The 24,753-nt window shown below is 69.6% G+C and carries 30 protein-coding genes and 1 riboswitch; of the genes, 17 read left to right on the forward strand and 13 right to left on the reverse strand.

The features are described 5' to 3' along the window. The first annotated feature begins 88 nt into the window (after positions 1-88). A complete protein-coding gene (locus HNR40_RS06510) occupies positions 89-1,486 on the forward strand; it encodes a serine hydrolase domain-containing protein (RefSeq protein ID WP_184959002.1) in 1,398 nt (465 codons plus the stop codon). Here HNR40_RS06510 and HNR40_RS06515 read toward each other — a convergent pair whose 3' ends face one another. After that, positions 1,487-1,822 (reverse strand): winged helix-turn-helix transcriptional regulator, encoded by a 336-nt coding sequence (locus HNR40_RS06515; RefSeq protein ID WP_312896205.1) that lies wholly within the window; start codon positions 1,820-1,822, stop codon positions 1,487-1,489. It abuts the gene before it with no gap. Between the two features lie 54 nt (positions 1,823-1,876). Here HNR40_RS06515 and HNR40_RS06520 point away from each other — a divergent pair, with 54 nt between their 5' ends. Further along, positions 1,877-2,737, forward strand: coding sequence for an NAD(P)-dependent oxidoreductase (locus HNR40_RS06520; RefSeq protein ID WP_221339937.1), 861 nt, complete (start codon positions 1,877-1,879; stop codon positions 2,735-2,737). 69 nt (positions 2,738-2,806) lie between these two features. Here HNR40_RS06520 and HNR40_RS06525 read toward each other — a convergent pair whose 3' ends face one another. Both HNR40_RS06525 and HNR40_RS06530 read right to left on the reverse strand, forming a co-directional pair. Beyond that, entirely contained in the window at positions 2,807-3,532 is a 726-nt protein-coding gene (locus tag HNR40_RS06525) for a glycosyltransferase family 2 protein (protein WP_184959004.1), read from the reverse strand. Further along, positions 3,529-3,876 (reverse strand): STAS domain-containing protein, encoded by a 348-nt coding sequence (locus HNR40_RS06530; protein ID WP_184959005.1) that lies wholly within the window; start codon positions 3,874-3,876, stop codon positions 3,529-3,531. The genes HNR40_RS06525 and HNR40_RS06530 overlap by 4 nt, the downstream gene beginning before the upstream one ends. A 208-nt stretch (positions 3,877-4,084) precedes the next feature. On the opposite strand from HNR40_RS06530, the gene HNR40_RS06535 reads away from it, so the two are divergent. Beyond that, positions 4,085-4,477 (forward strand): hypothetical protein, encoded by a 393-nt coding sequence (locus HNR40_RS06535; RefSeq protein WP_184959006.1) that lies wholly within the window; start codon positions 4,085-4,087, stop codon positions 4,475-4,477. A 304-nt stretch (positions 4,478-4,781) separates the two neighbouring features. Here the strand turns inward: HNR40_RS06535 and HNR40_RS54245 are convergent, their stop codons facing one another. Continuing rightward, a complete protein-coding gene (locus tag HNR40_RS54245; RefSeq protein ID WP_246508359.1) occupies positions 4,782-4,970 on the reverse strand; it encodes a hypothetical protein in 189 nt (62 codons plus the stop codon). Beyond that, positions 4,933-5,430, reverse strand: a complete 498-nt coding sequence (locus HNR40_RS54250) for a DNA-processing protein DprA (RefSeq protein WP_512699309.1) — start codon at positions 5,428-5,430, stop codon at positions 4,933-4,935. The genes HNR40_RS54245 and HNR40_RS54250 overlap by 38 nt, the downstream gene beginning before the upstream one ends. 425 nt (positions 5,431-5,855) lie before the next feature. Here HNR40_RS54250 and HNR40_RS06545 point away from each other — a divergent pair, with 425 nt between their 5' ends. From HNR40_RS06545 to HNR40_RS06555, 3 genes are read left to right on the forward strand one after another with little or no spacing between them, the layout of a single operon-like run. Further along, positions 5,856-6,320 carry an SRPBCC domain-containing protein gene (locus tag HNR40_RS06545; RefSeq protein WP_312896207.1) on the forward strand — a complete coding sequence of 155 codons (465 nt, stop codon included), beginning with the start codon at positions 5,856-5,858 and terminating at the stop codon, positions 6,318-6,320. Next, positions 6,317-6,658: an ArsR/SmtB family transcription factor gene (locus tag HNR40_RS06550; RefSeq protein WP_184959007.1), complete on the forward strand. Its 342-nt coding sequence runs from the start codon at positions 6,317-6,319 to the stop codon at positions 6,656-6,658. The genes HNR40_RS06545 and HNR40_RS06550 overlap by 4 nt, the downstream gene beginning before the upstream one ends. A gap of 12 nt (positions 6,659-6,670) precedes the next feature. Beyond that, on the forward strand, positions 6,671-7,105 hold the full coding sequence (locus HNR40_RS06555) for an SRPBCC family protein (RefSeq protein ID WP_184959008.1): 435 nt from the start codon (positions 6,671-6,673) through the stop codon (positions 7,103-7,105). Between the two features lie 3 nt (positions 7,106-7,108). On the opposite strand, the gene HNR40_RS06560 is transcribed toward HNR40_RS06555, so the two are convergent. Then, on the reverse strand, positions 7,109-7,765 hold the full coding sequence (locus HNR40_RS06560; protein ID WP_184959009.1) for a maleylpyruvate isomerase N-terminal domain-containing protein: 657 nt from the start codon (positions 7,763-7,765) through the stop codon (positions 7,109-7,111). A 283-nt stretch (positions 7,766-8,048) separates the two neighbouring features. On the opposite strand from HNR40_RS06560, the gene HNR40_RS06565 reads away from it, so the two are divergent. Then, positions 8,049-9,137 (forward strand): RNA-guided endonuclease InsQ/TnpB family protein, encoded by a 1,089-nt coding sequence (locus HNR40_RS06565; protein ID WP_312896208.1) that lies wholly within the window; start codon positions 8,049-8,051, stop codon positions 9,135-9,137. After that, positions 9,134-9,775 carry a DUF6461 domain-containing protein gene (locus tag HNR40_RS06570; RefSeq protein ID WP_184959010.1) on the forward strand — a complete coding sequence of 214 codons (642 nt, stop codon included), beginning with the start codon at positions 9,134-9,136 and terminating at the stop codon, positions 9,773-9,775. Before HNR40_RS06565 ends, HNR40_RS06570 begins: the two co-directional genes overlap by 4 nt. A 397-nt stretch (positions 9,776-10,172) precedes the next feature. On the opposite strand, the gene HNR40_RS06575 is transcribed toward HNR40_RS06570, so the two are convergent. Both HNR40_RS06575 and HNR40_RS06580 read right to left on the reverse strand, forming a co-directional pair. Further along, positions 10,173-11,243 (reverse strand): sensor histidine kinase, encoded by a 1,071-nt coding sequence (locus HNR40_RS06575; RefSeq protein WP_184959011.1) that lies wholly within the window; start codon positions 11,241-11,243, stop codon positions 10,173-10,175. Then, positions 11,240-11,929, reverse strand: coding sequence for a response regulator transcription factor (locus HNR40_RS06580; protein ID WP_184959012.1), 690 nt, complete (start codon positions 11,927-11,929; stop codon positions 11,240-11,242). The genes HNR40_RS06575 and HNR40_RS06580 overlap by 4 nt, the downstream gene beginning before the upstream one ends. Before the next feature lie 83 nt (positions 11,930-12,012). On the opposite strand from HNR40_RS06580, the gene HNR40_RS06585 reads away from it, so the two are divergent. Genes HNR40_RS06585 through HNR40_RS06595 form a run of 3 tightly spaced genes read left to right on the forward strand, consistent with a single transcriptional unit; the run spans position 12,013 to position 13,076 of the window. Then, entirely contained in the window at positions 12,013-12,183 is a 171-nt protein-coding gene (locus HNR40_RS06585) for a hypothetical protein (RefSeq protein ID WP_184959013.1), read from the forward strand. Further along, a complete protein-coding gene (locus HNR40_RS06590) occupies positions 12,180-12,425 on the forward strand; it encodes a DUF6412 domain-containing protein (RefSeq protein ID WP_184959014.1) in 246 nt (81 codons plus the stop codon). The genes HNR40_RS06585 and HNR40_RS06590 overlap by 4 nt, the downstream gene beginning before the upstream one ends. Before the next feature lie 33 nt (positions 12,426-12,458). Further along, entirely contained in the window at positions 12,459-13,076 is a 618-nt protein-coding gene (locus HNR40_RS06595) for a YidC/Oxa1 family membrane protein insertase (RefSeq protein ID WP_184959015.1), read from the forward strand. Here HNR40_RS06595 and HNR40_RS06600 read toward each other — a convergent pair. After that, entirely contained in the window at positions 13,060-13,491 is a 432-nt protein-coding gene (locus HNR40_RS06600; protein ID WP_312896209.1) for an ATP-binding protein, read from the reverse strand. The genes HNR40_RS06595 and HNR40_RS06600 overlap by 17 nt on opposite strands. 141 nt (positions 13,492-13,632) lie before the next feature. Continuing rightward, on the reverse strand, positions 13,633-15,492 hold the full coding sequence (locus HNR40_RS06605) for a PAS domain-containing sensor histidine kinase (protein WP_184959017.1): 1,860 nt from the start codon (positions 15,490-15,492) through the stop codon (positions 13,633-13,635). Between the two features lie 135 nt (positions 15,493-15,627). On the opposite strand from HNR40_RS06605, the gene HNR40_RS06610 reads away from it, so the two are divergent. Continuing rightward, positions 15,628-16,152 carry a methylated-DNA--[protein]-cysteine S-methyltransferase gene (locus HNR40_RS06610; RefSeq protein WP_312896210.1) on the forward strand — a complete coding sequence of 175 codons (525 nt, stop codon included), beginning with the start codon at positions 15,628-15,630 and terminating at the stop codon, positions 16,150-16,152. A 1-nt stretch (position 16,153) separates the two neighbouring features. On the opposite strand, the gene HNR40_RS06615 is transcribed toward HNR40_RS06610, so the two are convergent. Beyond that, a complete protein-coding gene (locus HNR40_RS06615) occupies positions 16,154-17,458 on the reverse strand; it encodes a purine-cytosine permease family protein (RefSeq protein WP_312896211.1) in 1,305 nt (434 codons plus the stop codon). An 80-nt stretch (positions 17,459-17,538) separates the two neighbouring features. Further along, a riboswitch (TPP riboswitch) is annotated at positions 17,539-17,653 on the reverse strand. A 237-nt stretch (positions 17,654-17,890) separates the two neighbouring features. Between HNR40_RS06615 and HNR40_RS06620 the strand changes: the two genes are divergently transcribed. Further along, a complete protein-coding gene (locus HNR40_RS06620; RefSeq protein ID WP_184959020.1) occupies positions 17,891-18,214 on the forward strand; it encodes a rhodanese-like domain-containing protein in 324 nt (107 codons plus the stop codon). Positions 18,215-18,273: 59 nt separating this feature from the next. Further along, positions 18,274-18,753 carry a DUF1203 domain-containing protein gene (locus HNR40_RS06625; protein WP_184959021.1) on the forward strand — a complete coding sequence of 160 codons (480 nt, stop codon included), beginning with the start codon at positions 18,274-18,276 and terminating at the stop codon, positions 18,751-18,753. Here HNR40_RS06625 and HNR40_RS06630 read toward each other — a convergent pair. Continuing rightward, the gene (locus HNR40_RS06630) at positions 18,746-19,624 is read right to left on the reverse strand and encodes an Fpg/Nei family DNA glycosylase (RefSeq protein ID WP_184959022.1); all 879 of its coding nucleotides are present in this window, start codon (positions 19,622-19,624) and stop codon (positions 18,746-18,748) included. The two genes, HNR40_RS06625 and HNR40_RS06630, sit on opposite strands and share 8 nt — an antisense overlap. Positions 19,625-19,677: 53 nt before the next feature. Here HNR40_RS06630 and HNR40_RS06635 point away from each other — a divergent pair, with 53 nt between their 5' ends. After that, on the forward strand, positions 19,678-20,331 hold the full coding sequence (locus HNR40_RS06635; RefSeq protein ID WP_184959023.1) for a GOLPH3/VPS74 family protein: 654 nt from the start codon (positions 19,678-19,680) through the stop codon (positions 20,329-20,331). Between the two features lie 325 nt (positions 20,332-20,656). Here the strand turns inward: HNR40_RS06635 and HNR40_RS06640 are convergent, their stop codons facing one another. Next, positions 20,657-21,925 carry an LCP family protein gene (locus tag HNR40_RS06640; RefSeq protein ID WP_312896212.1) on the reverse strand — a complete coding sequence of 423 codons (1,269 nt, stop codon included), beginning with the start codon at positions 21,923-21,925 and terminating at the stop codon, positions 20,657-20,659. Positions 21,926-22,172: 247 nt separating this feature from the next. Between HNR40_RS06640 and HNR40_RS06645 the strand changes: the two genes are divergently transcribed. Next, positions 22,173-23,522, forward strand: coding sequence for a hemolysin family protein (locus tag HNR40_RS06645; protein WP_184959024.1), 1,350 nt, complete (start codon positions 22,173-22,175; stop codon positions 23,520-23,522). Next, on the forward strand, positions 23,519-24,535 hold the full coding sequence (locus tag HNR40_RS06650; protein WP_184959025.1) for a hemolysin family protein: 1,017 nt from the start codon (positions 23,519-23,521) through the stop codon (positions 24,533-24,535). Before HNR40_RS06645 ends, HNR40_RS06650 begins: the two co-directional genes overlap by 4 nt. Positions 24,536-24,753 lie beyond the last annotated feature (218 nt).

Genomic DNA, 24,753 nt, shown 5'->3' on the forward strand with positions numbered 1-24,753 from the left:
CAAATTCCAGCACACCTGACGAAAGTCGGGGGACACCGCTGCCGATCGGGCAATCCGCCGGGAGTGGTGTGATTTCTATGGTTTCCTCATGCGAACCCCGATGCTGATCACCGCCCTGACCGGCGCTTTCCTCCTTTCCGCCATGGGTACGGCGACCGCCGACGACAACCTCGGCATCGACTCCTACGTCCGTGACTACGTCGAGCGGACCGGCCTGCCCGGGGCCATGGTCGCCGTCACCAAGGGCGACAAGGTCGTCCTCACCGCCGGTTACGGCCACACCGCCGACGGCCAGGCGATCACGAAGGACACCCCGATGCCGCTGGCCTCGGTCTCCAAGTCGTTCACCGCGCTGGCGGTCACCCAGCTGGCCGAGCAGGGCAAGGTGAAACTGGACGCCCCGGTCAGGGAGTATCTGCCGGAGTTCACCATGGCCGACCCGCGCGCGGCGAAGATCACCGTGAGGCAGCTGCTCAACCAGACCTCCGGCATGTCCGACCGCAGCTTCCCCGAGCTCACGCTCGACGCCCCCGCGACGCTGAAGGACTCGGTGGCCATGCTGCGCACCGCCGGGCTGAGCGCGGAGCCGGGCACCCGGATGTACTACCACAACCCCAACTACTCGCTCCTGGGCCGCCTGGTCGAGGTCGTCACGCGGCGGCCCTTCGCCGAGCACATGGCCGCCGACGTCTTCCGCCCCCTCGGCATGAACGCCACCAAAACGGTGAACACCAGCCGCGAGCTGCCCGGCGCCGCCAAGGGCTACGTCCGCGCCTACGGCCAGGTCGTGCCGCGCTCGCACCCCGAGTGGTTCGTCAACGGCGGCTACGGCGTGGTCTCCACCGCCGGCGACATGGCCAGGTGGCTCATCGCCCAGAACGGCGACCGGCCCGCGATCAAGGCCACCCACCAGGGCTCCGGCGTCGGCGAGAGCACGTACGCCATGGGCTGGTACACCGGCCGCACCCCCGGCGGCGCGCCCATGCTCAAGCACACCGGCTGGCTGCTCACCCACAACTCCGCACAAATCCTCCTGCCCGGCAGCGGGTACGGCATCGCCGTCGTCACCAACACCGGCATGATGTCCGGCGACGACGCCTCGATCATCGCCGACGGCCTGATCGACCTCGCCGAAGGCCGCCCCGACCAGCAGCTCACCCCCTTCACCAGCACCGCCGACCCGATCCTGGCCGGAATGACCCTGCTCACGCTGGCCCTGGGCGCCCTGGGCGTCTACCGCGCCCGCACCTGGGCTCGCCGCCGTTCCGGGCGCGCGACCTGGCGTCTGGTGGTACGGCTGGCGCCGTACGCGCTGCCGGTGGCGTTGTTCGCCGGGCTGGCCGAGCTCTTCGACCTGCTGATGAACCGCTCCGGCACCCTCGCCCAGATCTCCTACGTCTGGCCCGCCCTGTTCATCTGGACGGCAACGGCCGCGCTGGCCGCCCTGGCCGTGGTCGGCGCCCGGATCTTCCACACGATGCGGTAACTAGTCGCGGGGGATGGCCTCGATGCGGGCCATGTGCTCCGCCCCCCAGTCCCCGAGCGGGATGAGCGCGGCCAGGAGGGAGGAGCCGAACTCGGTCAGCGAGTACACGACTTTGGGCGGGATCTGGTGATAGTCCTCACGGAGCACCAGGCCCGCCTTCTCCATCTCCCGCAACTGCAGGGTGAGGATGCGCTCGCTGATGCCGGGCACCTCCCGGCGGACCTCGCCGAACCTGCGCGGGCCGTCGCAGAGGCCCCACAGGATCAGCACCTTCCACTTGCCGCCCATGATGTCCATGGCGGCGTCGAGACCGCAGGTGTAGCGCGACTTCTTCACGAACAAAATAGTAGGTACTTGATGAAATGTTCGCCAGCCCGGAGCATACCGAGCATGAGAACACCAGTAACGATCATCGGCCTGGGCTCCGTCGGCACCGCCCTGGCCGAGGCATATGTCGCCGCCGGGCACCCGACGACCGTGTGGAACCGCTCAGCCGGAAGGCCGACGCCGCAGGGCGCGGTGCGAGCGGCGAGCGTCGAGGAGGCCGTGGCGGCCGGCGATCTGGTCATCGCGATCCTGACCACCTTCGAGGCCGCCCGGGAGGCGCTGGAACCGGCGGCGGGCAAGCTGTCCGGGCGTACCTTGGTCACCCTGAACAGCGGAACCCCGGCGGGCGCGCGCGAGACCGCCGGGTGGGCGGCGCGGCACGGCGTGCACTTCCTGGCGGGCGCGATCAAGAACGTGCCCTCGGCGGTCGGGCTGCCGGACACCCTGCTGTACTACAGCGGCGACCGGGCGACCTTCGACCGCCATGCGCCGACATTGCGGGTCATGGGCGGCGACACCGTGCATCTGGGTGAAGACCCGGATCTGGCCGGGTTGTACGAGCTGGCCGTGGGCGGCACGCTGCTGCCGACCATCGTCGCCTTCCTGCAGGGCGCGGCGCTGGTCACCTCGCGCGGGCTGGAGGCGTCCTCACTGGTGCGCTACGAGACGAAGTGGCTGGAAATGATCATCCAGCTGCTGCCGTCCCTGGCCGAGGCGGTGGACAAGGGCGACTACGCCAATCCCGAGTCGGCGCTCGGCCTCTTCCACGAGGGCATCCCGTACGACCACGAGATCGGCCGTGAGGGCAACCTGGACGTCGCCTGGCACGAGCCCATGCACGACCTGCTCAGGCGGGCGGTCGCCGAAGGACGCGCCGACCAGAGCATCGCCTCCCTGGTCGAGCTCCTCCGCAAGCGGCCGTAACGGCCCGCGCCGACGGCCGAAACCGCCGAGGCGCGTCCGCAACGCCCTCAATTGAGGGCCGCAACCGCGTTAACGGGCGGGCCGCTTGCCGAGCGCACTGCGGACCGCCGGCTCCCGGACCGCCAGGGCCAGCGCCACGTCCCGCAACTGCTTCGCGCGGTGCACCTGGGCACGCCAGTCGTTGCCCGTGGCCCGGTGAGCCATCTCGACCTCGACCTCGGCCACCCGATAGCCCTTGCGCACCAGGTCGATCGTCAGCCCCGTCTCCACGCCGAAGCCGTGGGCCAGTGGCCTGGCCGCCTCGAACGCCGCCCTGGTCAGGCAGCGCTGGCCGTTGAGCGGCTGCGTCGCCTCGAACCCGCCGGTGGCCCGGCGGATGCCGTCACGAGACAGGCGGACGACCATGCCGTGGCCGCCCAGGCGTACACGGGTGGCGAAGACCGCGATCGACATGTCCGCCTTGCCCGCGCGTACCGGCTCGATCAGGGCGGCCGCCGTACGCGCGGACTCGCCCAGATCGGCGTCCAGGAACAGCAGGTGCCGCGGCGTGTCGCCGTCGAGCAGACGGACCGCTTCCGAGCCCGTCTCCATGGCGGCGGCCTTGCCGCGGTTGCGGCTGTGACGCACCACCCTGGCGCCCGCGGCCCGCGCCACCCGGCCGGTCTGGTCGAGCGAGCCGTCGTCGACGACCACGACGAGATCGACCCCGGGCAGCTCCAGCGCGGCCCGTACGGTCGCGCCGATGCGGTCGGCCTCGTTCTTGGCCGGGATGACGACCGCGGTGTCCGGCGTCATGACCCCTCGGAGATCAAAAACTCCTCGGGCACCTCATCGTGCACGGTGAACACCGAGTCGAGTCCCGTGACCTGAAGGATCTTGCGCACGGCGGGGCGCGGGGCGGCCACGTCGAGCTCGCCCCCCTGCTCCTTCATGCGTTTGAGTGCTGACAGCAGCACGTTCATCCCCGTGGAGTCGCAGAACTCCACCAGGGACATGTCGATGACCACGCGATTGGGCCCGTCCTGCAGCAGGCGAGTGAACTCCTGCTGGAGGCGGGGCGCCGTATAGAGGTCGATTTCACCGGCGATCGCAACTAGTGCATGGCCGGCATGTGATCGAGTCGAGACCTTGAGCTCCACATGGGCAGGCTAGCGGGGTGGAGGCGTCTGGTCACGTTCTCACGCCGATAGTGGAACGCCAGGTTTTTGTCCCGCGTTTGGGCTCCATGAAAACGGAGAGTACGCGAAGCTTGACACTGTGACACCGGCAAGTGCCGGAAAGGGGGGTTGCACGGGCCCTCCTGGTCAATACCACCGCATCACGGAAGCCAGGGGCCCGAGCGTACACATGACCACAGAGCATTCCGAAGATCCCCAGCGCCAGCGCCTGCGCGAACAGCTGGAGGCCATCCACATCCGCACCGAGAAGGCCACCTCGTGGCACGACGAAGCAGGGCGCCTGCGGGGGCTGCTCAACAACGACGGGTACGTCCCCGTCCGCACCAAGCTGGCCGGCGAGGACCTCGACTTCCTCGGCGACGCCAGAGACACCCTGCTGACCTTCGCCGAGCTCGGCCTGCGCCTGCTCGACCTGCACCAGCCTCGTGACGCCGGGGGGATCACGAGCGACACGGCCCACCCGATCCTGCGGTGCCGGAGCTGCATGTGGCGCTGGCCCTGCCCCACATTTCGGGCAATGTCCGAATCGTTTGGTACGCCTCGGGTGCCTTCGCCCGCCTGAATGGTCCTCGCGGGATGGCGCGCTTCGCGGGAGACGGTCCTTGCGGGATGGCGCGCTTCGCGCTGGGTCGCGCTCGGGCTCCTCTCAGTGGGGGGCCAAGCCCCCCACGGCCCCCAGCCGGGGGCCCGCCCCCGGACCCCGGGTGGCTGGCCGGGCACGCCACCGGAGACCCGGTCCTCAAAACCCGTCAGAAGGACAACAAGCATCGGGATGCTCTTAAGCGCCCTTCCACGCCCGAGCTGTCCTCGATGCGGCCCACAGGCGCGGCAAATGCAACCGCCTGCCAGTTACCTTTGCCGCTCGTTCAATCCGACACCGCGTGGATCATGGAGGCAAGGGCGGGGGCGTCCGGAAGAGAGTCGGGGTCGGCGTTGAGATCCGCGATCAGATCCTCCACGACCTCAAGGAGTGCGCGGAGGCTCGTGACGACGTGGACTCCGGGCTTCTTCGCGTACTCACGGGCCCAGTCGTGCTCCAGGAGTTGCTCCGGCATGACCACCGGCCGTCCATGTTCCAGGGCGAGGCGGGCTTGGATGCGGGCTTTTCCACGGCGCCTCCACGACCACAGTGGCGGCCGCGTAGCCGCTCATCACCGCGTTGCGCATGGGGAAGTTGCGCTGGCTCGGCGGAGCGTCCGGCCAGAACTGGCTGAGCAGCAGTCCGTCTCGGCTGATCTGGCGCTGCAGGGCACGATTCTCCGCGGGATAGGACTGGTCGATTCCGGTGCCGATGACGGCGACCGTCCGGCCGCCTGCCTCCAGCGCAGCCCTGTGCGCCGCGGCGTCGATCCCCTTGGCCAGCCCGCTCACCACGGTCACGCCGACCAGCGCGAGATCCCTGGCCACGGCCGAGGCGGTGCGCAGTCCTTGCTCGCTCGCCTGGCGGGTGCCCACGACGGCGATCGCCCGCGTGTCCTCGGCCGGCGTGCCCTTCGTGAAGAGGATCGGTGGCATCTGATGGATGCTGCGCAGTTGGCTGGGATAGTCGGCGTCGAAGAAGGCGTGAACCCCGGCTCCCGTCGCCGTCCATCGCTCCAGAAACGTGAGCGCCTCGGCGTCGCGGTTTCGACAGGATCGGTCTCCGCGAACAGCACCTGCTGACCGTGAAGATCCTCCTCCAGCACGGCCAAGGCCACGTCGGACCAGCACGCACTCGCACGCCGCAGCAGCGCCACGAGGGCGGCGCGTTCCCGCAGCGCGGAGGCCATACCCGTGGTGACATCCGCCCGCCAGTCCACCGACTCAGCGTATCCGGGGCGACACGATAAATCGAACTGTTCGAATAATCTTGCCAGGGTCGAGATGTGCAACCGATGGTTGCATGTTGGGAGGCAAGCCGGTAACGTGATGTGCAACCAAACGTTGCGCATAGCGAAGTGGTGAAGAGCCTGGAGTACGGCAGCATCGAGCGGGAGATCCACGTCGAGGCCTCACCCGAGGTGGTCTACGAGGTCGTCAGCCGCCCAGAGCACATCTCGCAGTGGTGGAGCGACGACGCGTCCATCGACGAGTCCACCCCCGGCGCCATCGGCGAGCTGGTCTGGGGTGATCGGGTGGAAGTCGTCCCGTTCGTCGTGGTCAGTGCCGAGCCGCCGCGGCTGTTCTCGTTCCGGTGGTCTCATCCGGGCGGCAAGATCGACGACTCCGTCAGCTCGCTGCTGGTCACGTTCGAGCTCACCCCGTCCGGCGACGGGACGCGGATCCGGCTCACCGAGACCGGGTTCCGGGAGATGGGCTGGGAGGCGGCCAAGCTGGAGGAGGTGTACAGCGATCACGTCACCGGCTGGGACACCTTCGTGCCCCGGCTCGGGGAGTACGTCGCGCGGCTGGTGTCGGCTCCGTGAGTGCCGCCGTCGACGACGATCTGTGGTCCGCGGTCGGCGACCCGACCCGTCGGCGGATCCTCGACCTGCTTCTGGCGGACGGCAACGGCACCGCCACCAGCCTCAGCGAGCGGCTGCCCGTGACCCGGCAGGCCATCGCCAAACATCTCGGCGTGCTCGACCGCGTCGGTCTGGTGCACGCGGCGCCGTACGGACGGGAAAGGCGGTACCAGGTGGACGAGGCGCAACTCGCGCGTGCGGTCGCCCAGCTGTCAGCGGTGGGCGCGGCATGGGACTCCAGGTTGCAGCGCATCAAGCGGATCGCCGAGGCGATTCAGCGCAGCAGAGACGATCAGTGAGAGGAGCTCGACATGGTGGACATCCTTCACCGAGTGGGCATCAAGGCACCGGCTTCCGAGGTGTACGCGGCTCTGACCACCACCGGCGGACTGGCCGGATGGTGGGCGACCGACACACGGGACATGGGCGACGACGTGATCGCGTTCCGGTTCGGGGCCGGGGGGTTCGACATGAAGGTCGTCGAACTCCAGCCGGACAGGCGCGTGCTGTGGGAGGTCGTCGAGGGGCCCAAGGAGTGGATCGGCACGCACGTCGTGTGGGACCTCGACCGGGCCGACGACCAGACCATCATTCTGTTCAAGCATGAGGGCTGGGCGGAGCCGGTGGAGTTCATGCACCACTGCAGCACCAAGTGGGCGGTCTTCCTGATGAGCCTGAAGTCCCTGGTCGAAACCGGGACCGGCGCACCGGACCCGCACGATGTCAAGATCGACAACTGGAACTGACGCTCAACCCAGGACGAACGGGAGCTTCGCCGCCAGATCGCCCAGCTCCACCCGTTCGGCGTCAGTGGGGGCACGCCGCCCGGTACCGACCAGCAGCGCGTCCCTGTCGGAGAACGACGCCGGGAAGGCGGCCCCGGCGATCTTCTCCAGCATCTCGCGAGACCGGGCCAGCCCCTCGGCGGGCGGCCCGGCCACCTCGGGCAGGTACGCGATCAGGTCGAGATGGTGCAGCGTCCACTCGATGACGTACGCGGACAGATAGTCACCCGCCGTGAGCACGAGGTCCTTGGTGCCGACCCAAGCCCCATGATCAGCCAGTACGGCGGCGCGTCCGGCGGCCGAGCCCACATCGTCGAGGTGGAACTTGAGCATCCAAGGCTCCCCGTAGGCGGCCGCCAGCCGAACGGTCAGCGCGTCGAGCGGGTCCTCGCCGGTCGGAGGCGTGTTCGTGACCTCCCAATAGGTCACCGCGTCATGGGTCGGTTCGGTTTCGGCCGGGGTGACGAGGGTGATCAGGACATCCTGGGCGTCGATGACGAGATGGCAGGCCAGGTCCCGTACCAGCCAGCCGGAACAGCCCGACGGCTTCGCGAAGTCCTCGTCAGGGAGTTCGGCGACCGCCGTACGCAATGCCGTCCACGAACGTGAGAAGAGATCCACCCCCGCACACTATGGGGTAGCGCGCCGAGAGAGGCGCAGTCTATGTGGAGTGAAATTCCGCGCGTTCACGCCTGGAGGAAAGTACGGCCCAAGCGGTCGTGCTCACCAGCGGAGCTCCGGCACTGTCACGGACGTCGATCTCGGTGTCTTCGCAGGGGTGGGACCTTGCCGGTGGACGTGAAAGTCGTATCGCATGCAGGCTGGAGACCACGCTACGACCTCGCCGGATATTGGGGTTCGGACCCATCGCGGGGACATGGACTGACCGGTAGTGTGATCAATTGTGAGGCTGGTGGTGCGGGTGAAGCTGCTGCCGACGCCCGTGCAGGCGGCGGCGCTGGAGGCCACCCTGCGCGTCTCCAACCGGGCGGCGAATCTGGTTGCGAAGATCGCCTTCGAGCACCGGTGTTTTCGCCACTACGACTTGCGCAAGCTCACCTACGACCAGATCAAGACCGCGTTCGGGCTGGCCGCTCAAGCCGCTCAGCACGTCATCAAGAAGGTGAGCGACGCCTACCGCACCCTGCACGCCAACCTGGCTCAGCCGTACGACGACCGGTGCCTGTCCTGGCAGCACCAGGAGCGGACGGTGTCGATCTGGACGACCGGCGGGCGGCTGAAAGGCGTGGCGTTCACCGGATCGGCCCCACACCTGGCCCTGCTGGCCGGCCACCGCCGGGGCAAGTCGGATCTGGCGTACCGGGAGGGAATGTGGTTCCTGCACACCACGGTCGAGGTCGCCGATGTCCCGATTACCAGGCCGGACGGGTTCCTCGGGATCGATCTGGGTATCGTCAACATCGCCACCACCAGCACCGGGATCCGGCACAGTGGTAAACACCTCAACGCTGCCCGGCGTCGTCATCGGGAGCTGCGCCGCCGCCGCAAGGAATCACGGTTCGCAGCGAACGTCAACCACACCATCGCCAAGCAGATCGTGACCGAGGCAGAACGCACCGGACGCGGCATCGCCCTGGAAGCCCTGGGCGGTATCCGCGAGCGGGTACGGCTCCGCAAGCCCCAGCGGGTCACGCTGCATACCTGGAGCTTCCACCAACTGGGGAGCTTCATAAGCTACAAGGCGGCCCGGTCGGGGGTCGCCGTGATCCACGTTGATCCCGCCCACACCTCGCAGCAGTGCTCACGCTGTGGGCACGTGGACCGGCGCAACCGGCCTGACCAGGCCACCTTCAGGTGTACGTCGTGCGGCTTCGCTGAGCACGCCGACGTCAACGCGGCTCGCAACATCGCCTCACGCGGTGTCGCGGGCTGGGCAGTGAGTCACCGCTGCTTGACGCGGCCCGAACCGTCGAGGCCGTCGACGACGAGGAGCCGCAAGCTTGGTCTCTTGAGGGCCGAGAAGCTGACATGACCGCAGCCATGCCGACCACGACCGACTACGCCTGGGCCGACAGTGGCACCCTCGACGACCCCTACTGCCTGACACTCGTACGCGGGCTGACGCCCGAGGAGTTCATGGCACGGGTGCACGCGGAGACCCGCCCCCAGCCCATGCGCCTGGACGCGAACTTCCACGACACCAGCTACGACCTCCGCAGCACCGGTGAGGCCCTCTTCATCGGCGCCGCGACCGTCCCGGGCGAGAACTGGACCCTTGCCTACGAAAGCAACGGCCACCTCGGCATCACCGCGGAGGCGATGATCCCGGTGTCGCTCGGCACCCGGGTCGTCTCGCACTACGAGGGCGGAAACGGGCGCTACCGGTTCTTCTGGGCCGAGGACGGCGACGTGCGCCTCGACTTCGACCCGCTCTACGCCCATGATCGACGTGGCAGCACCCCGGACGCCCTGCTGGACGACATGGTGGAGATCGGCTACGACCTGCGCGACGACGCCTCGGTGGAGGACATCGACTTCACCTTCCCGCTGATCGCCGCCTCCTTCGCCCTGGCCGAACGCCTCACCGGCATCCGCGTCACCCCCGACCTCCTGGCCGACCGCACCTTCCTCTGCGGCCAGGCCCGCGTGCCCTTCCCCCAGGATCGCTAGCCCGGTCGCGTGCACCGGCCGGGCGCCGTGCCCGGTCAACCATCGGAGTCCGGGGGCGGGCGGCCAACCACCGGGAACCGGCCCTCCACGGCAGGTGGCCCGAGCGTTCGGCCTTGCCGTTGTGAACGTCGGCCAAGTACCCCTCGGACGTGCGGCCTCGCCTGCGGCACCGTTCTGTAGGGGGCGTCGGATTGAGCAAGCGGCAAATGTAGCCAGGGCCGAGCAAATGCAGCTTGTTGTCCTTCTGACGGGTTTTGAGGACCGGCGCCGTGCCCGGCCAGCCGCCCGGGGTCCGGGGGCGGTCCCCGGCAGGGGGCCGTGGGGGCTTGGCCCCCCACTGAGAGGAGCCCGAGCGCGACCCAGCGCGAAGCGCGCCATCCCGCGAGGACCATGCCTGTCAGGCGGGCGCCAAAGGCAGGCGGATTTCGAAGCGGCAGCCCGGCCCAGAGTTGACCACGTCGATCATCCCGTCGTGTGCCTCCACGATGCCCTGGGCGATGGCCAGCCCCAACCCCGCCCCACCATCCAGGGAAGGAGTCCGGGCGGCCTCGCCACGGAAGGCAACATCGAACACCCGGGCAAGATCCGCCGCCGGAATCCCACCACACGCGTCGGAAACAGCCAGATAGGCGCTGCCGTCCAACACGCCGGAGGTAAGCGTCACGGTCCCGTCAGACGGCGTGTGGCGGATGGCGTTGACGACCAGGTTGGCCAGCGCCCGCCCCAACGCCCCCGCATCGGCCTCCACCGGCGCGGGCGCGGCGTCCGCCGCCAGCCGTACCCCTTTGGCCGCCGCGACGGCCTCAACCCCGGCCAACGTATCGGCCACCAGGTCGGCCAGCCCGATCCGGCTACGGCTCAGCCGCAGCGCCCCGGCATGGATCCTGGACAGCTCGAACAGGTCGTCCACCATCACCGACAGCCGTTCGACCTCGTGCCGGATCCGGCTGACATAGCGCCGGTCAGTGACGACGCCGTCCTCCAGCGCCTCGGCCATCGCGCGCATCCCGGCCAGCGGGGTGCGCAAATCGTGGCTGACCCAGGCGACGAGTTCGCGCCGCGCGCCCTCCAGGGCCTGCTCGCGCGCGTAAGCCTCCTCCAGCGTGTTGGCGATCGTCTGCAGCTCGGACGGCAGGCCCTGCGGCGCGATGAACGGCGCCGACCGCACCGCCTCGACCAGCCTCCGGCTCTCCCGGACAACCCGCCTGGCAACGACGTACGCCACCCCAAGCCCCACCAGCGCCCCCACACCGACAACGGCGAGCACGACGTCCCTGGCCCGGCCCTCGATGACCATGTCGACGGTGATCGCCACCACGCCGGCCAGCGTCGCCGCCACGGCCGCGACCACGACGACCGCCAGCATGGCGCCGATGGAGCGGGCGCGCCGCCAGCGCAGCACGCCGATGCCGGCCGCGGCCACCAGCAGGCCGAGCGCGGCGGCGACGAGGATGGACAGGGCGGTCATGGCAGCGGTTCGTACCGGTATCCCACGCCCCAGACGGTGACGATCCGCTGGGGTGTCGTCGGGTCGGGTTCGATCTTCTCGCGTAGCCGCCGTACGTGCACGGTCACGGTGGAGGAGTCGCCGAACGACCAGCCCCACACCTGGTCGAGGAGCTGGGCGCGGCTGAAGGCCTGTCGAGGGTTACGCATGAGGTAGGCGAGCAGGTCGAACTCGCGGGCGGTCAGCATGATCTCGGCGTCGCCCAGCCGTACCTCATGGGCGCCGACGTCAACCGCGAGGTCGGCGTCGCGCAGGACGCCGGTCCCGGCGGTGCCGGTCGCGCCACGGGCGCGGCGCAGGACGGAGCGCACGCGCAGGGCCAGTTCGCGCGGGCTGAACGGTTTGGTCACGTAGTCGTCGGCGCCGGTCTCCAGGCCGACCACGCGGTCGATCTCCTCGCCGAGCGCGGTCAGCATGATCACCGGGACCGGCCAGCGCTCCCTGAGCTTCCTGCACACCTGGAGCCCGTCGACCTTGGGCAGCATCAGGTCCAGGACCATGAGGTCGGGCGGCCTGGCGAGGGCGCGGCGCAGCGCCTCGGCCCCGTCGCCGACGCATTCGACCTGGTGACCGTCGCGCTCCAGGTATCGGGCGACGACCTCGGCCACCGTGGGGTCGTCGTCGACCACCAGGATGCGGGTGTTCACCTCTTCACGGTACGGCCCCGCGGTACGCAAACGATATGGACGTCACCGAGCCGTAAGGACGCCGAAGGACGTACCTTGGTCACATGGGTCGCATTGTCGCGCTGGTGCTTGGCACGCTGGCCGCTGTCTTCGTGTTGTTCAACTTCATCCTCCCGATGGTCGCCGTGCTGTTCAAGGTGGCTCTGATCATCGGTGTCATCTCTCTGGTCGTGTTCATCGCGGTCAGGGTGATCAGCGGGTCGCCCTCGCAGTGACCCTCCTGTTCGATCCCGCGTGGCTGGTGGCGCTGGCCACGCTGGCGAGCGTCGGCATCCTGCTGCTGGCCGCGTGGGCCGCCAGGCTGCTGCCCGCGCGTGACGGCGCCGCGCCGAGCTTTCCGCTGCGCTACGCGCGCCGGATCTCGTTCGTACGGCAGCGCGATCCCGACGCCGCCGGCCGGGCCAGACCGAGAGCCCCATCACCGAGCCCCGCTTCACGTCAGGCGGGGCTCGTATAAGCGCGAGCCCTCATCTCCCCCGAGGAAGGGCTCATGATCGACTCTCTGGTCACTTTCGTCATCGGCACGGCGGGCGGCAACGCCGCGCTCGGCATCGTGCTGTTCACCATCGCGGTACGCGTGCTGCTGTTGCCACTCGGCGTCAAGCAGGCCAAGGCCGCCAAACTCCGCGAACGGCTGGCGCCCAAGCTGAAGGAACTGCAGAAGCGCCACTCCCGCAACCCCGAGCGGCTCAACAAGGAGATGACCGCGCTCTACGCCAAGGAGGGCAGTTCGCCGCTGGCGGGGATCTGGCCGGGCCTGGCACAGGCGCCGTTCCTGTGGGTGGTGTATCAGGTCGCCACGCACCCGACCGCGCTGGCCGGGCACACCCTTTTCGGTGCGCCCCTGGGCCACCAGGTCGCCGCGCTGGTCGCGAATTACGGACTGATCAGTTGGCCATTTTTGGTCTTCGCGGCTGTGATCTTTCTGATCGCTCTCGTGGCATGGCTGACCGCCCGCAAGATCGACGGTCCGGCGTGGATCAAGGCGCTGCCGTTCGCCTCCGCGCTGTTCGCACTCGTGATGCCGCTGGCGGCCGGGCTTTACCTGCTCGTCTCCACCGCCTGGACGGCCGGGGAACGCGCCGTGCTGGCTACCCGGCCTCTCTGAGCGCGGCCACCTGCCCGTTCGCCACGCCGTTCGGAGCGGGCAGGATCGCCCACACCGTAGTGGTGTCGCCGTCGTGCCGAACGCCCCAGCTTTCCGCGACGTACTCGACGATGCCCAGGCCACGGCCACCGAGCGAGGAGAGCGTGGGGCGGCCCGCGCGCGGCTCGGTGGCCGCTCCGCCGTCGCTCACCGCGACTTCGATGTGATCATCGCTCCACAACCAGGCCACCCTGACCATGCCGGAAGGCAGCGGATGGGCGTGCCTCAGAGCGTTGCTCAGCAGCTCGCTCACGACCAGAACCGCGTCGTCGACGGCGTTCTCGAAAACGCCGCTCGCCTGCAGATCAGTGCTCAGACGCTGGCGGGCGACGGCGACGCTGGACGGTGCGTAAGGCAACAGCACCACGCTCGACACGCGCACCTCCCCGCTCCCAGTTCCCCCGAGGGAACACTCCCCGGTACGACCGAAATGCCCCGTTACCCAGTCCCAGAAACCGCATCTCGATCACAGCTTGTACACATTGGACGATAGATCAGCGCATCCGTTACCACCTCGTTACCGCATCGGTGTGTCGGATCGGATATCAGGCGCACGACCCAGCGCCAGCCTGATGCGGGTGCCCCCGCCCGGCCGGGGATGCGCGCTCACCTCGCCGCCCTGGGCCCTGGCCAGGCTCCGCACGATGTAGAGCCCGAGCCCCACCCCGCCGAACCTGCGCCGGTCGCCACTGTCGACCTGCACGAACCTCTCGAAGATGCGCTCGCGGTCCTGCGCGGCGATGCCGACGCCCTCGTCGTCCACCACCACGATCACCCGATCGTCCTCCGGCCACGCCTCGACCGAGATGAGACCGCCCCTGGGCGAGTACTTGAAGGCGTTCTCCAGCAACTGCCCCAGGATGATGTCGGTGGCCAGCGCGTCGCCCCGGACCGACGGCAGCCGATCGGGCACCACCACCTCGACCGTGTGCCGGTCAGACAGCACCGGCAGCCCCAGCGTCGCCGCCCGCACCCGCTCGGCCAGGTCGAACGTCTCCATCCGCACCGACAGCTCCTCCGCCCCCGCCCGCGAGCCGAGCAGCAGATGGTCGATGAGCTGCCCGAGCGACCTGGCCCGCTCGGCGATCGTGTGCACCGCCGAGCGCCGCTCGGCGTCGCTGAGCTTGTCCCAGCGCGCGTCGAGCGTGCTGGCGAAACCGCCCACGATCGTGATCGGGGTACGCAGCTCGTGGCTCGTGGTCGCCAGGAAAAGATCCTTGGCCTCCTCGAGCTCCTTGGCCGTGGTCACGTCGCGGAAGTCGACGACGATCTCCCCGGTCTCCTCGATCCGCGCGCTCAGCACGTCGAGCCAGCGCCCGGTCTCCATCTGGAACGTCAGCTTCTCCCCCGGCTGAGGCAGCGGGAACGGCGGCGGCCCGCCCAGCACCGCCTCGGCGCTGAAAGCGGTCATCTCGGCCGCCGCCGGGTTCCACTGCAGCACCCGGCCCTCCTCGTCGAGCACCGCGATGCCGTCGGCGCTGGCGTCGAACACCGCTCGCTCGTGCGCCCGCTGACGTACCGCGTCCTGGTAGGCCATCGCGTTGCCGACCGCGATGCCGGCGTGCCCCGCGAGCAGTTCCAGCAGCTCCAGCTCGACGTGCCCCGGCTTGCGTTCGGCGAACAACGCGTAGAGCGCCCCGTACGGCCGGCCGCCCACCGCCGCCACGCCGAGCGCGATCGTGTGCAGTCCGGGCAGCCGCGCCCAGACCAGGTCGCCCAGCCCCTGCGACTCCAGCAGAACGGTCTTGCCGGTGCGTAAGAGCTTGCCGACCAGGCTGTTGCGCATGTCGGCCGTGGTGTCCTTCAGCGAGTCCGGCAACTGGTGCACGCTCACCAGGCGCAGCCGTTCCCCCTCGATCAGCACGAAACCGCCGGCGTCCGCGCCCGTCAGCTCGGTGAGGCTGGCGGCGATGCGGTCGAGCACGGCGGGCAGCTCCAGCTCGGAGTTGATGTCGCCGACGACGTCGTTGAGCCGGCGCACCAGCCGCTCGCGGCGCGCCACGCGCACCCGGGCGCCGTCGTCCTCCTGGGTCAGGTGGTGCACGCAGACGTAGCCCGCGACGGAACTGCCCTGGAGCAGCGCGCTGGTGTCGATCCGCACGTCCAGCAGGCTCCCGTCGCGGCGGAAACGCTTGGTGTGCAGCGAGACCTGGCCGCCGGTGCGCACGCGTTCGAGCACCGCGTTGTGCTCGGCGGTCAGCTCGTCGGGCACGATCGGGGCCCGGCGCCCGACGATCTCCGCGGCCGTCCAGCCGAACAGCCGCTCGGCCGCGGGATTCCAGTGGAGCACCGTCTGATCCCGGTCAAGGGCGATGATCGCGTTGGGGGAACTGGCGAGCACGACGGCCGCGAGGTCGTCGTCACTACCTGCCCGCATGTCTCCCACATCTCCATACTGCCCGTGGCGGGGTGCTTCCGTCGGGCGATCCGTCCGATACGCTGCGGTCACGGGTTCCCAGGTGGCGAAGTGGGTGAGGGTATGTCGAGCGGTGACCTCGATGCCCTGCTCCGCGTGACCTCTTCCACCTACCGCAGCGAGGACCCGCCCGACGTCGCCTTCGGCCGCTACGACGGCGCGGTCGGCAGGCTCGTCCTCGCCGTGACCGCACGCGGCGTCGTGACCTGCAGCTTCGACGAAGAGAACACGGTGTTCGAGCGGGTCGCCAAGCAGTTCGGCTCCTTCATCGGGCCCGACGCCGCCCGGCTCGACCCGGTGTGCCGCGAGCTCGACGCGTACTTCTCCGGCCGCCTGCGCACGTTCACCACGCCGGTGGATCTCACGCTCGCCACGCCGTTCGCCAGGACGGTTCTGCAGAAGATGATGGCGGTGCCGTACGGGACGACCACGACCTACGGCGAGATCGCCGAGCGCATCGGCCGGCCGCGCGCGCTGCGTGCGGTCGGGAACGCGCTCGCCCAGAACCCCGTCTGCGTGATCGTCCCCTGCCACCGGATCGTGCAGGCCGACGGCGAGCTCGGCGACTACGCCGGAGGCGCCGCCGCAAAGCGGCACCTCCTGACCGTCGAGAACCGCTGACTCACTTCGCGCGCGCCCGGCCGACCAGTCCGACCAGCAGCGTCACCAGCGCCGCCACGATGGCGCCGCCGAGCGCGCCGTTCATCCACGGCTGGCGTACGGCCTCGCGCAACGGCAGCCAGATCCGGTCCCACGCCTCGACCGTCGGCGTGCCCGTCGTCACCCAGTAGGCGGCGAAGCCCAGCGCCCACGGGATCAGCATCGACCAGCGGGCCGGCGCGTTCTCCGCGGTGTTCCACCGGGTGCCGCCGCCCAGCAGGAAGTAGTCGACCGCGAGCACCGCGAACATCGGCACGAACACCGCGCCGATCACCCCGAGGAAGGCGCCGTAGGAGGTGACGTCCACGGCCAGCGCGATCGCGACCGTCAACACGCCGATGGCGGTGGAGAAGATCCGCCGGTCCACCCTCGGCATGAGGTTCTGCAGGGAGACGGTCGTGGAGTACACGTTCGCGAACGACTGGTCGGTCTCGCGCAGCACCAGGATCGCGAAGAACAACGCGCCCAGCGGCGCCGCCACGAACGGCGCGAACACCGCGGTGGAGTTCGCCGCTACCGCCGAGGCCCCGGCCAGCGCGACCGCGTAGACGCCCAGGCCCAGGCAGGCGATCTGGGCCAGCGTGTAGCCGCCCACGACGCCGGTGAAGGCGGCCCTGCTGGAGCGCGAGTGCCGCGCGAAGTCGGCCGCGAGCGGCACCCACGAGATCGACAGTGCGATCACGTAGTCGACGGCCGGCGCGAACGCGCTCCAGTCCCCGCCGGTCTGCGGCGGCGCCTTGCCCAGGAAGTCCACCGCGAACCACACCATCGCGATGATCACCCCGATCGTCACGTACCTGCGCAACAGCCTGATCGCGCCCAGCGGCCAGATCGTCAGCGCCGTGGTGACCGCCCCGGCGACAAGCACCCAGACGGCGTACGGCACCGCCGTACCGAAGATCGCCATCGCGCCGTTGGAGATGACCCAGAGCTCGAACGCGCCCCAGCCGATCATCTGGACGATGTTGAGCACGGTCGGGATGTAGGACAGCTTGGCGCCGAACAGCCCGCGCAGCAGCACCATCGCCGGTTTCCCCGTCTGGGTGCCCGGGATGGCCGACAGGCCCACCATGGCGGTGCCGATGAGGCTGCCGACCGCGGTGGCGGTGAGCGCCGCCGCCAGGCTCAGCGGCGCGTCGCCGAGGGGGTTGAGCAGCAGCAGCGCACCGGAGAAGCCCAGCAGGCTGACCGCGAGATTGGCCCACAGCGCGCCCTGGTCGAGCACGCCGAGGGTTTTCGGCGTGGCCCCGTCCAGGGTCAGGGCCACCTCCGCATGGTGGGACCCATCCGAGTGGTGCGATCCATCTGAGTGGTGTGATCCATCTGAGTGGTTTGATCCATCGACGACACGCGTCATCGTGAACGCTCCCTACGCCGGCATTACCCGGTCAGGTTCATGCGGTCGGCAGCAGCGGTAGCTGCCCTCTCAGCCTGGTTGCCCCAAGCTCCCGCGTTCCGTTGATACCCAGAGCCGGGCTTACCCCAGCTCGCGGGCCCCATGATGCCCCATGCGCCCGCGTTCAGCCACTCTGGGGTGCCTTGCACGGATCATGGGGGACGTAACCGGACACCCTGTACTTACAGCGGGTGCTTGGGTGTGCGTCCTGGCGTCCGTGTTCGTGATCGGGGCGCTTTACGGGCCGTCACCGGCGTGATCGAGCGGGACACCGGACGGTCTGGGGGCTGGGAGGATGGGGGTATGACGGTTCCGGAGATCGAGGCCAAGGATGTGCCCGCTGGCGCGTACCTGCTGGACGTGCGTGAGCAGGGCGAATGGGTTGCGGGGCACGCCCCGGACGCCGTGCACATCCCCATGGGGGAGCTGCAGGCCCGGCTTGACGAGGTGCCTGCCGGGCAACCCGTTTATGTGGTGTGCCGGGTGGGCGGGCGCTCTGCGCACGCGGCGGCGTGGCTCAACCATGTCGGGCGTGAGGCGGTCAACGTGGGTGGCGGCATGCAGTCGTGGGAGGCTGCCAGGCGGCCGATGGTGAGTGAGAGCGGCCAGGAGCCGTTCGTGGCCTGACCGAATGCCAGGTCCGACCGCCGCCAGCATCGGGAGGGCGGCGGGGGGAGCATCGGGGTATGGAATACGAGATCAGCGCCATCGACCCGGTGATCGTGCGTGAGCTGCTCCGGGCGGACGACGCGGGCCGGGCGCCCCGCTTCAGCATCGACGAGGAGGGCGGCGCGCCGCTGCGGTGCTGCCTGGGCAAGGCGGCGGCGGGCGAGCGGATCGCTCTGGTGTCGTACGCGCCGCTGCGCCGCTGGGCCGCCGAGACCGGAGCGGACCCGGGGCCCTATGACGAGCTGGGGCCCATTTTCATCCATGCCGAGCCTTGTGGCGGGCCTGCCACGACTGCCTGGCCCGCCGCCCATACCGCCCAGCGGGTTCTGCGTGCCTACACCGCCGACGGGCGCATCCACGGCGGGCGGCTCCTGCCCGAGGGCGCCGACCCCGAGGTGGCGCTCAAGGAGGTGTTCTCCGAGCCTGAGGTGGCTTTGGTGCACGTACGGGCGGTCGAGTACGGGTGCTTCCAGTTCGCCGCCCATCGGGCTACTTGAGCAGGCGCGACAGCCGTCGGTCGGCGAGCGGCTTGCCGCCGGTCTGACAGGTCGGGCAGTACTGCAGCGAGGAGTCGGCGAACGAGACCTCCCTGATGGTGTCGCCGCACACGTCGCAGGGCTGCCCGGCGCGGTTGTGCACGCGCAGGCCCGACTTCTTCTCCGCCTTCAGGTCCTTGGCCGCCACCCCGTGCGCCCGCTCGACCGCCTCGCGCAGCGTGGCGACGATCGCCTCGTGCAGATCGGCCACCTGCGCGTCGGTCAGCGACGCCGCGATCTTGAACGGCGACATCTTGGCCGCGTGCAGCACCTCGTCGGAGTAGGCGTTGCCGATGCCCGCGATCACCTTCTGGTCGCGCAGAAGACCTTTGATCTGGGTACGGTTGCCACCCACGATCCCCTTCAGCACCTCCACGGTGAAGGTGTCGGCCAGCGGGTCGGGGCCAAGCGAGGCGATACCCGGCACTTCATCCGGATTTTTCGTGACATAGACGGCCAGGCGCTTCTGCGTGCCCGCCTCCGTCAGCTCGAACCCCGGGGCCAGGCCCTCGTCGTCGGGCGCCAGCCGTACCCGCACCGCCAGCGGGGTTTTGCCGGGACGGACCGGCTTCGCACCCGAGAGGTCGTCCTTCCAGCGCAGCCACCCGGCGCGCGCCAGATGGATGATCAGGTGCAGGCCGTCACAGTCGAGGTCGAGGAACTTGCCGTGCCGCGCCACGCCGGTCACGGTGAGCCCGCCCAGCGCGCTGACGGGCGGATCGAAGGTCTTCAGCGCCTGGAAGGCGACCACGTCGACGGCCAGGATCGTCCGGCCCACGGCCCGCTCACGCAGGAACCCGGTGAGCGACGCCACTTCTGGAAGTTCGGGCATGCATCCAGATTATGGTCCACAGGCTGTGGAAAACACGGCGCTAGGGTCAAGGTATGAACGTGACGATCGCCGAAGAAGTGCTCCTTCTCGCCCACAGCGAGGAAGAGGGCAAACAGCTCATCTCCGGTACGCAGCTGGACACCGCGCTGGGCGGCTCCATCCTCGCCGAGCTGGCGATCAACGACCGGCTGGAGCTCTCGGACAAGAAGGTGTCCGTCAAGAACGCCGCCCCGCTCGGCGACCCCGAACTCGACGCCGTCCTCGCCCGCATGGCCGAAGACGGCAAGGCCCGCCGCCCGGTGTGGTGGGTGCAGAAGGTGTACTCGGGCAAACTCCGCAAGCGTCTGCTGGAACGGCTGGCCGCCGCCGAAGTCCTGAGCGAGGAGCGGGCCAAGGTGCTGGGCCTGTTCCCCACCTCCCGCTGGCCCGAGGTGGACGGGCGGGTCGAGGCCGAGATCCGCGCCCGGGTGGCCGGCGTGCTGGGCGGCGCCGAACCCGACGCGCGCACCGCCATCCTGATCGCGGTCCTGCACGCCGCCAACCTGGACCGCAAGGCCTTCCCGGGGGCCGACAAGAAGCGGATCAAGGAGATCGCCGAGGGACAGTGGGCGGGCGACGCGGTGGCCAAGACCATCGCCGCCATCAACTCGGTCATCCTCATCACAGCCACCACAGCCGCAGTAACCGCCACCACAACCACCACCTAACCCAACCCGCCCAGCCCCAACCCACCTGGACCCAACCCGCCCGGACCTAACCCGCCCAGACCTCACGGACCAGGGGAACCACCCACCGAACTCTGGAAGCCCCATTCGGGCCAGGGTGTGCTTGCCGAGCGGGCTGTTGACGGGTGTGCCCGCCGCGTGCCCATCGGACGGGGTTGCCCCGCCGCGTGCCCACGGGGCGGTCGTTGCGGCGGGCCGCCCGCGCGCCCTGCCTGCCGTGTCCCTGGACGGAGGGCCAGGGACTACGGGGGGTGGGGGTTGGGGCGGCGGAGCCGTAACGGAAAAGCTGCCCGCAACAAGAAAGCGGTCAGTTGTTGGCGTCGAGGATGTCCTTGGGGACGGGCTTGTCGGCTTTGAGGGCGTTGAAGAGGGCAAGCGCCTTCTGGGTGTCCCACTTGACGGCCGTGCCGCCGCCGGCGATCTCGTTGCCGCCGAACGGCACCACCGTGGTCACCGGGCTGTCGCCCATCGACAGTCCCAGGGAGAGCATGTCGAACGCCCCCGTCGACTCGTCCACCACGACCGCGTCCGTTGCACTGGCGGCCAGCGGGATCGAGGTGAACGGGTTGATCAGCACCCCCGGGCTGGCGGCCTTCTTCACCACCGCGCCCAGGAACTGCCGCTGCCTCTTGGTCCGCTCGAAGTCCGGCAGCGCGCCGCCCTTGCGGGTGCGGACGTAGCCGAGCGCCTGGCCGCCGGTCAGCTCCTGCTTGCCCTTCTTGAGGTTGAGCCCGGCCTTGGGGTCGTTGATGTCGGCCCGGACGTTGATCTCGACCCCGCCGATCGCGTCCACGATCTCCACGAACCCGGCGAAACCGATCTCCATGTAGTTGTCGATGCGCAGCCCGGTGACGTTCTCGAGGGTCCTGACGAGCAGCTTCGGCCCGCCGAGCGTGTAGGCGGCGTTGAGCTTGTTGCGGCCCTTGCCGGGGATGGTGACGGCGGAGTCGCGCGGCAGGCTCACCAGCGTCGCCTTGTCGCTGCCCTCGGGGATGTGCAGCAGCATCATGGAGTCGGTGCGCTGCCCGGCGGCGCGACCGGTGGCGAGCTTCTTGCGCTGCGCGGCGGACAGTCCCTTGCGGCTGTCGGAGCCGACCAGCAGCCAGTTGGTGCCGGGGGTGTCGGCGGGACGGCCCTCGTAGTCGTCGAGTACGCCCGGAATGCCGGTGAGCCGGGAATTGACCCAGAAGAACATGCCGATGGCCGCCACCAGCAGCAACACCAGCAAGCCCGCGATGCTGATCGCGATGATCTTGCCGATGGGCCGGCGCCGTCCGGTGCGGGGCGGCTTGCCCGGCGGCCGGTTGAACGGCCCGCCGCCGCCCTGGTGGACGGCCGTGGGCGGCACTTCGCCCCCGCCGCCGCCCCGTGCCTTCAGCGGCTTCACCGGGCTGTTGCCGGGGCGCTCGCGGCCGTAGACTCGCCCGGCAGAGCGCGGCGGCTCCGCCGGAGCCGGAGATGGCGGGAACTGCTGCGCCGGAGCTCCGGCCGACCGCATGCCGTCATCTGGCCGGCTCGGCAACGGGCGGCCCTCGCCCGGCGAGCGCAGCGGGCGGGTGCGATCTTCCTCTGCCACGTCTTCCCTCTCCCATCGGTTTCCATAACGCTACGTCGAGCCCCCCACCAGTGGATGCGTCCCGCCAAGGATTTCCCACGGAAAAGTACGCGGAACACACTCTGGGTCACTCCGGAAACATCTGATGCCACCAGCGTCGTTACGGTTTATGGACGACCTCTATCGAAGGGAAGATTGTGTCCGCTTCGGACCCATGGAGTAGCTGCCCGTGCACGAGCACGGGTTCCGCTGAAGGCGGCTCACTGCGGTGAGCGCCTATCTGGGCCTGCTGGCCCTCCTCCTCCTCACCGTCGCGACCGGTTACTTCGTCGCGCAGGAGTTCGCTTTCGTCGCCGCTGACCGGGGGATCCTGCGCGAGCAGGCCGCGGCCGGCGACAAGTCCGCCGAGAAGGCACTCCAGGTGACCTCCCGGCTCTCCTTCATGTTGTCGGGAGCCCAGCTTGGCATCACCGTCACCGCGCTGCTCGTCGGCTTCCTCGCGGAGCCGGCCATCGCGACGCTGGTGCGGCCCTGGCTGACCGACCAGGGCCTGCCGCCCGCCGTGATCACCGGCCTGTCCGTAACCGTGGGCGTCTTCGTCGCCACGGTCGTGCAGATGGTCCTCGGCGAGCTGGCCCCCAAGAACCTCGGCATCGCCAGGCCCGAGGCCGTCGCCAAGTTCCTCGCCCGTTCCACGCTGGTCTACCTGGCCGTGGTCGGCCCCCTCGTGCGGCTGTTCGACTCCGCCGCGACGGGCCTGCTGCGCAAGGTGGGCGTCGAACCGGTCGAGGAGGTGGAGCACGGCGCCACCCCCGAGGAGCTCTCGCGGATCATCGCCGAGTCCACCCAGGCGGGCGAGCTGCCCCCGCGCCTGTCGGAGCTGCTGGAGCGCGCGCTGGAGTTCGGCGACCGCAACGCCGAGGAGATCATGGTGCCGCGCCCGCGCGTCGTCGTGCTCCGCTCCGACCGGCCGCTCTCCGACCTCGTCGACGCGATCCGGGAGCACGGCCACTCCCGCTACCCCGTCCTGGGCGCCGACGGTGACGTCGCCGGCGTCACCGGGGTACGCGAGCTGCTGACCTCCGGCCAGGAGGACGGCCTGATCTCCGAGATCACCCGTCCCGCGCTCCTGGTGCCGGACTCCCTTCCCCTGCCGCTGGTGCTGGAGCGCATGCGCCAGGCCAAGGACGACATCGCCTGCGTCATCGACGAGTACGGCGGGCTGGCCGGCGTCGTCGCGGTCGAGGACATGGCGGAGGAACTGGTCGGCGAGCTCGTCGACGAGAACGACCCCGAGCCGGAAGGCGCCACCGAGCACCCCGACGGCACCTGGGAGGTGCCCGCCTCCTTCCGCCTCGACGAGGTCGAGCGCGCGACGGGCATCGCCCTGCCGGAGAGCGACGACTACGACACGCTGGCCGGCCTCGTGCTGGCCCGCCTCGGCCGCATGGCCGAGCCGGGCGACGCGGTGACGGTCGAGTGCACGCCGGAGACCGACCCGTTCTCCGAAGACCCCGATGAGCACCTCGCCGAACTCACGGTCCTGTCGCTCAGCCGAAGGGTCCCCGAGTGGGTACGGCTGGCGCCGGTCCCGCACCACGCGGAGGCCGCCCGATGACCATGATCATCATAAGCCTCGCGCTGCTGGCCTTCAACGCCCTGTTCGTCGCGGCCGAGTTCGCCTTCGTCTCGGCCAGGCGCCACCGCCTCGAAGAGGTGGCGACCGGCGGCAACCGCATGGTCAGGTTCGCCGCCAAGTCCGCCGTGGGCGGCAGCAGGCAGCTGTCGCTCATGCTGGCCGGCGCCCAGCTCGGCATCACGCTGTGCACGCTGGGCCTCGGCCAGGTGACCGAACCGGCCATCGAGCACTACCTGGAGCCGGTCTTCGCCACGATCGGCGTACCGGAGTCGCTGCGGATGCCGATCGCGCTGACGATCGCGCTGGCGCTGGTCACCTTCCTGCACATGGTCATCGGCGAGATGGCGCCGAAGTCCTGGGCGCTGACCCACCCGGAGCGGGCGGCGTTGCTGCTGACGGTGCCGTTCAGGGCGTTCACCTCGCTGATGAAGCCGCTGCTGTGGTCGCTGAACGGAGTGACGAATCTCATCCTGCGCCTGTTCGGCGTCGAGGCCCGCGACGAGCTGGCCACGACCAGGACGCCGCACCAGCTGGCCATGCTGGTGGGCGAGTCGGCCAGGATGGGCCTGCTGGACCGCGAGGAGCACGACCTGCTGACCCGCGCGCTGCGTCTTCAGGCCGAGGGCATCGAACGCCTGATGGTCCCCATCGCCGAAGCCGTCTGCGTGCCACCGGAGGCGGCGGCGAGCCAGATCAAGGAGGTCGCGGCCAGAACCGGACACCTGCGGCTCCTGGTGGGCTCGGACACCGACGTCCAGGGCGTCCTGCACGCCCGGGACACGCTGCTCCGCACGGACGCGACCGCGGCCACGCTGGCGCGGCCGCTGCCTCGCCTGGCCTGCGTCACCCAGGTTCCGGAGGCGGTCACCGCCCTCCAGGAGGCACGAGCCCACCTGGGCCTCGTGACCAGCGCGGACGGCTCCGTCATCGGCCTGGTAAGCCTGACCGACCTTCTGGGCGAACTCCTCGACATGCGGGCGATCGCCGCGTAAGAGGTCAAATCTTGTCCGCTCATGGCGAAACCCGCGATAGCGGTTAGAAAGCGAGTTGCAAGCGCCCGCGTCTAGGTTCTCCGGACGCGGGCGCTCGCTGCGCGCATGGCAAAAAAGAAGAGCCCCGGCTCTTGCGAACCAGGGCTCGTTTCGTCACTGTGGGTCTGCCACCAGCAAGGCCAAAGCATCAGAGCCCGGGAACAACACCCCGGGAAACA

The sequence above is a fragment of the Nonomuraea endophytica genome, from assembly GCF_014203235.1.
GTDB classification, from domain to species: Bacteria; Actinomycetota; Actinomycetes; order Streptosporangiales; family Streptosporangiaceae; genus Nonomuraea; species Nonomuraea endophytica.

What these genes read in the sequence shown, in the direction of transcription:
- HNR40_RS06510 (WP_184959002.1), top strand. Translation starts at nt 89, where the DNA reads ATGCGAACCCCGATGCTGATCACCGCCCTGACCGGCGCTTTCCTCCTT.
- HNR40_RS06520 (WP_221339937.1), top strand. Translation starts at nt 1,877, where the DNA reads ATGAGAACACCAGTAACGATCATCGGCCTGGGCTCCGTCGGCACCGCC.
- HNR40_RS06525 (WP_184959004.1), bottom strand. Translation starts at nt 3,532, where the DNA reads ATGACGCCGGACACCGCGGTCGTCATCCCGGCCAAGAACGAGGCCGAC.
- HNR40_RS06535 (WP_184959006.1), top strand. Translation starts at nt 4,085, where the DNA reads ATGACCACAGAGCATTCCGAAGATCCCCAGCGCCAGCGCCTGCGCGAA.
- HNR40_RS54245 (WP_246508359.1), bottom strand. Translation starts at nt 4,970, where the DNA reads ATGCCGGAGCAACTCCTGGAGCACGACTGGGCCCGTGAGTACGCGAAG.
- HNR40_RS54250 (WP_512699309.1), bottom strand. Translation starts at nt 5,430, where the DNA reads ATGCCACCGATCCTCTTCACGAAGGGCACGCCGGCCGAGGACACGCGG.
- HNR40_RS06555 (WP_184959008.1), top strand. Translation starts at nt 6,671, where the DNA reads ATGGTGGACATCCTTCACCGAGTGGGCATCAAGGCACCGGCTTCCGAG.
- HNR40_RS06570 (WP_184959010.1), top strand. Translation starts at nt 9,134, where the DNA reads ATGACCGCAGCCATGCCGACCACGACCGACTACGCCTGGGCCGACAGT.
- HNR40_RS06575 (WP_184959011.1), bottom strand. Translation starts at nt 11,243, where the DNA reads ATGACCGCCCTGTCCATCCTCGTCGCCGCCGCGCTCGGCCTGCTGGTG.
- HNR40_RS06585 (WP_184959013.1), top strand. Translation starts at nt 12,013, where the DNA reads ATGGGTCGCATTGTCGCGCTGGTGCTTGGCACGCTGGCCGCTGTCTTC.
- HNR40_RS06595 (WP_184959015.1), top strand. Translation starts at nt 12,459, where the DNA reads ATGATCGACTCTCTGGTCACTTTCGTCATCGGCACGGCGGGCGGCAAC.
- HNR40_RS06605 (WP_184959017.1), bottom strand. Translation starts at nt 15,492, where the DNA reads ATGCGGGCAGGTAGTGACGACGACCTCGCGGCCGTCGTGCTCGCCAGT.
- HNR40_RS06620 (WP_184959020.1), top strand. Translation starts at nt 17,891, where the DNA reads ATGACGGTTCCGGAGATCGAGGCCAAGGATGTGCCCGCTGGCGCGTAC.
- HNR40_RS06625 (WP_184959021.1), top strand. Translation starts at nt 18,274, where the DNA reads ATGGAATACGAGATCAGCGCCATCGACCCGGTGATCGTGCGTGAGCTG.
- HNR40_RS06630 (WP_184959022.1), bottom strand. Translation starts at nt 19,624, where the DNA reads ATGCCCGAACTTCCAGAAGTGGCGTCGCTCACCGGGTTCCTGCGTGAG.
- HNR40_RS06635 (WP_184959023.1), top strand. Translation starts at nt 19,678, where the DNA reads ATGAACGTGACGATCGCCGAAGAAGTGCTCCTTCTCGCCCACAGCGAG.
- HNR40_RS06650 (WP_184959025.1), top strand. Translation starts at nt 23,519, where the DNA reads ATGACCATGATCATCATAAGCCTCGCGCTGCTGGCCTTCAACGCCCTG.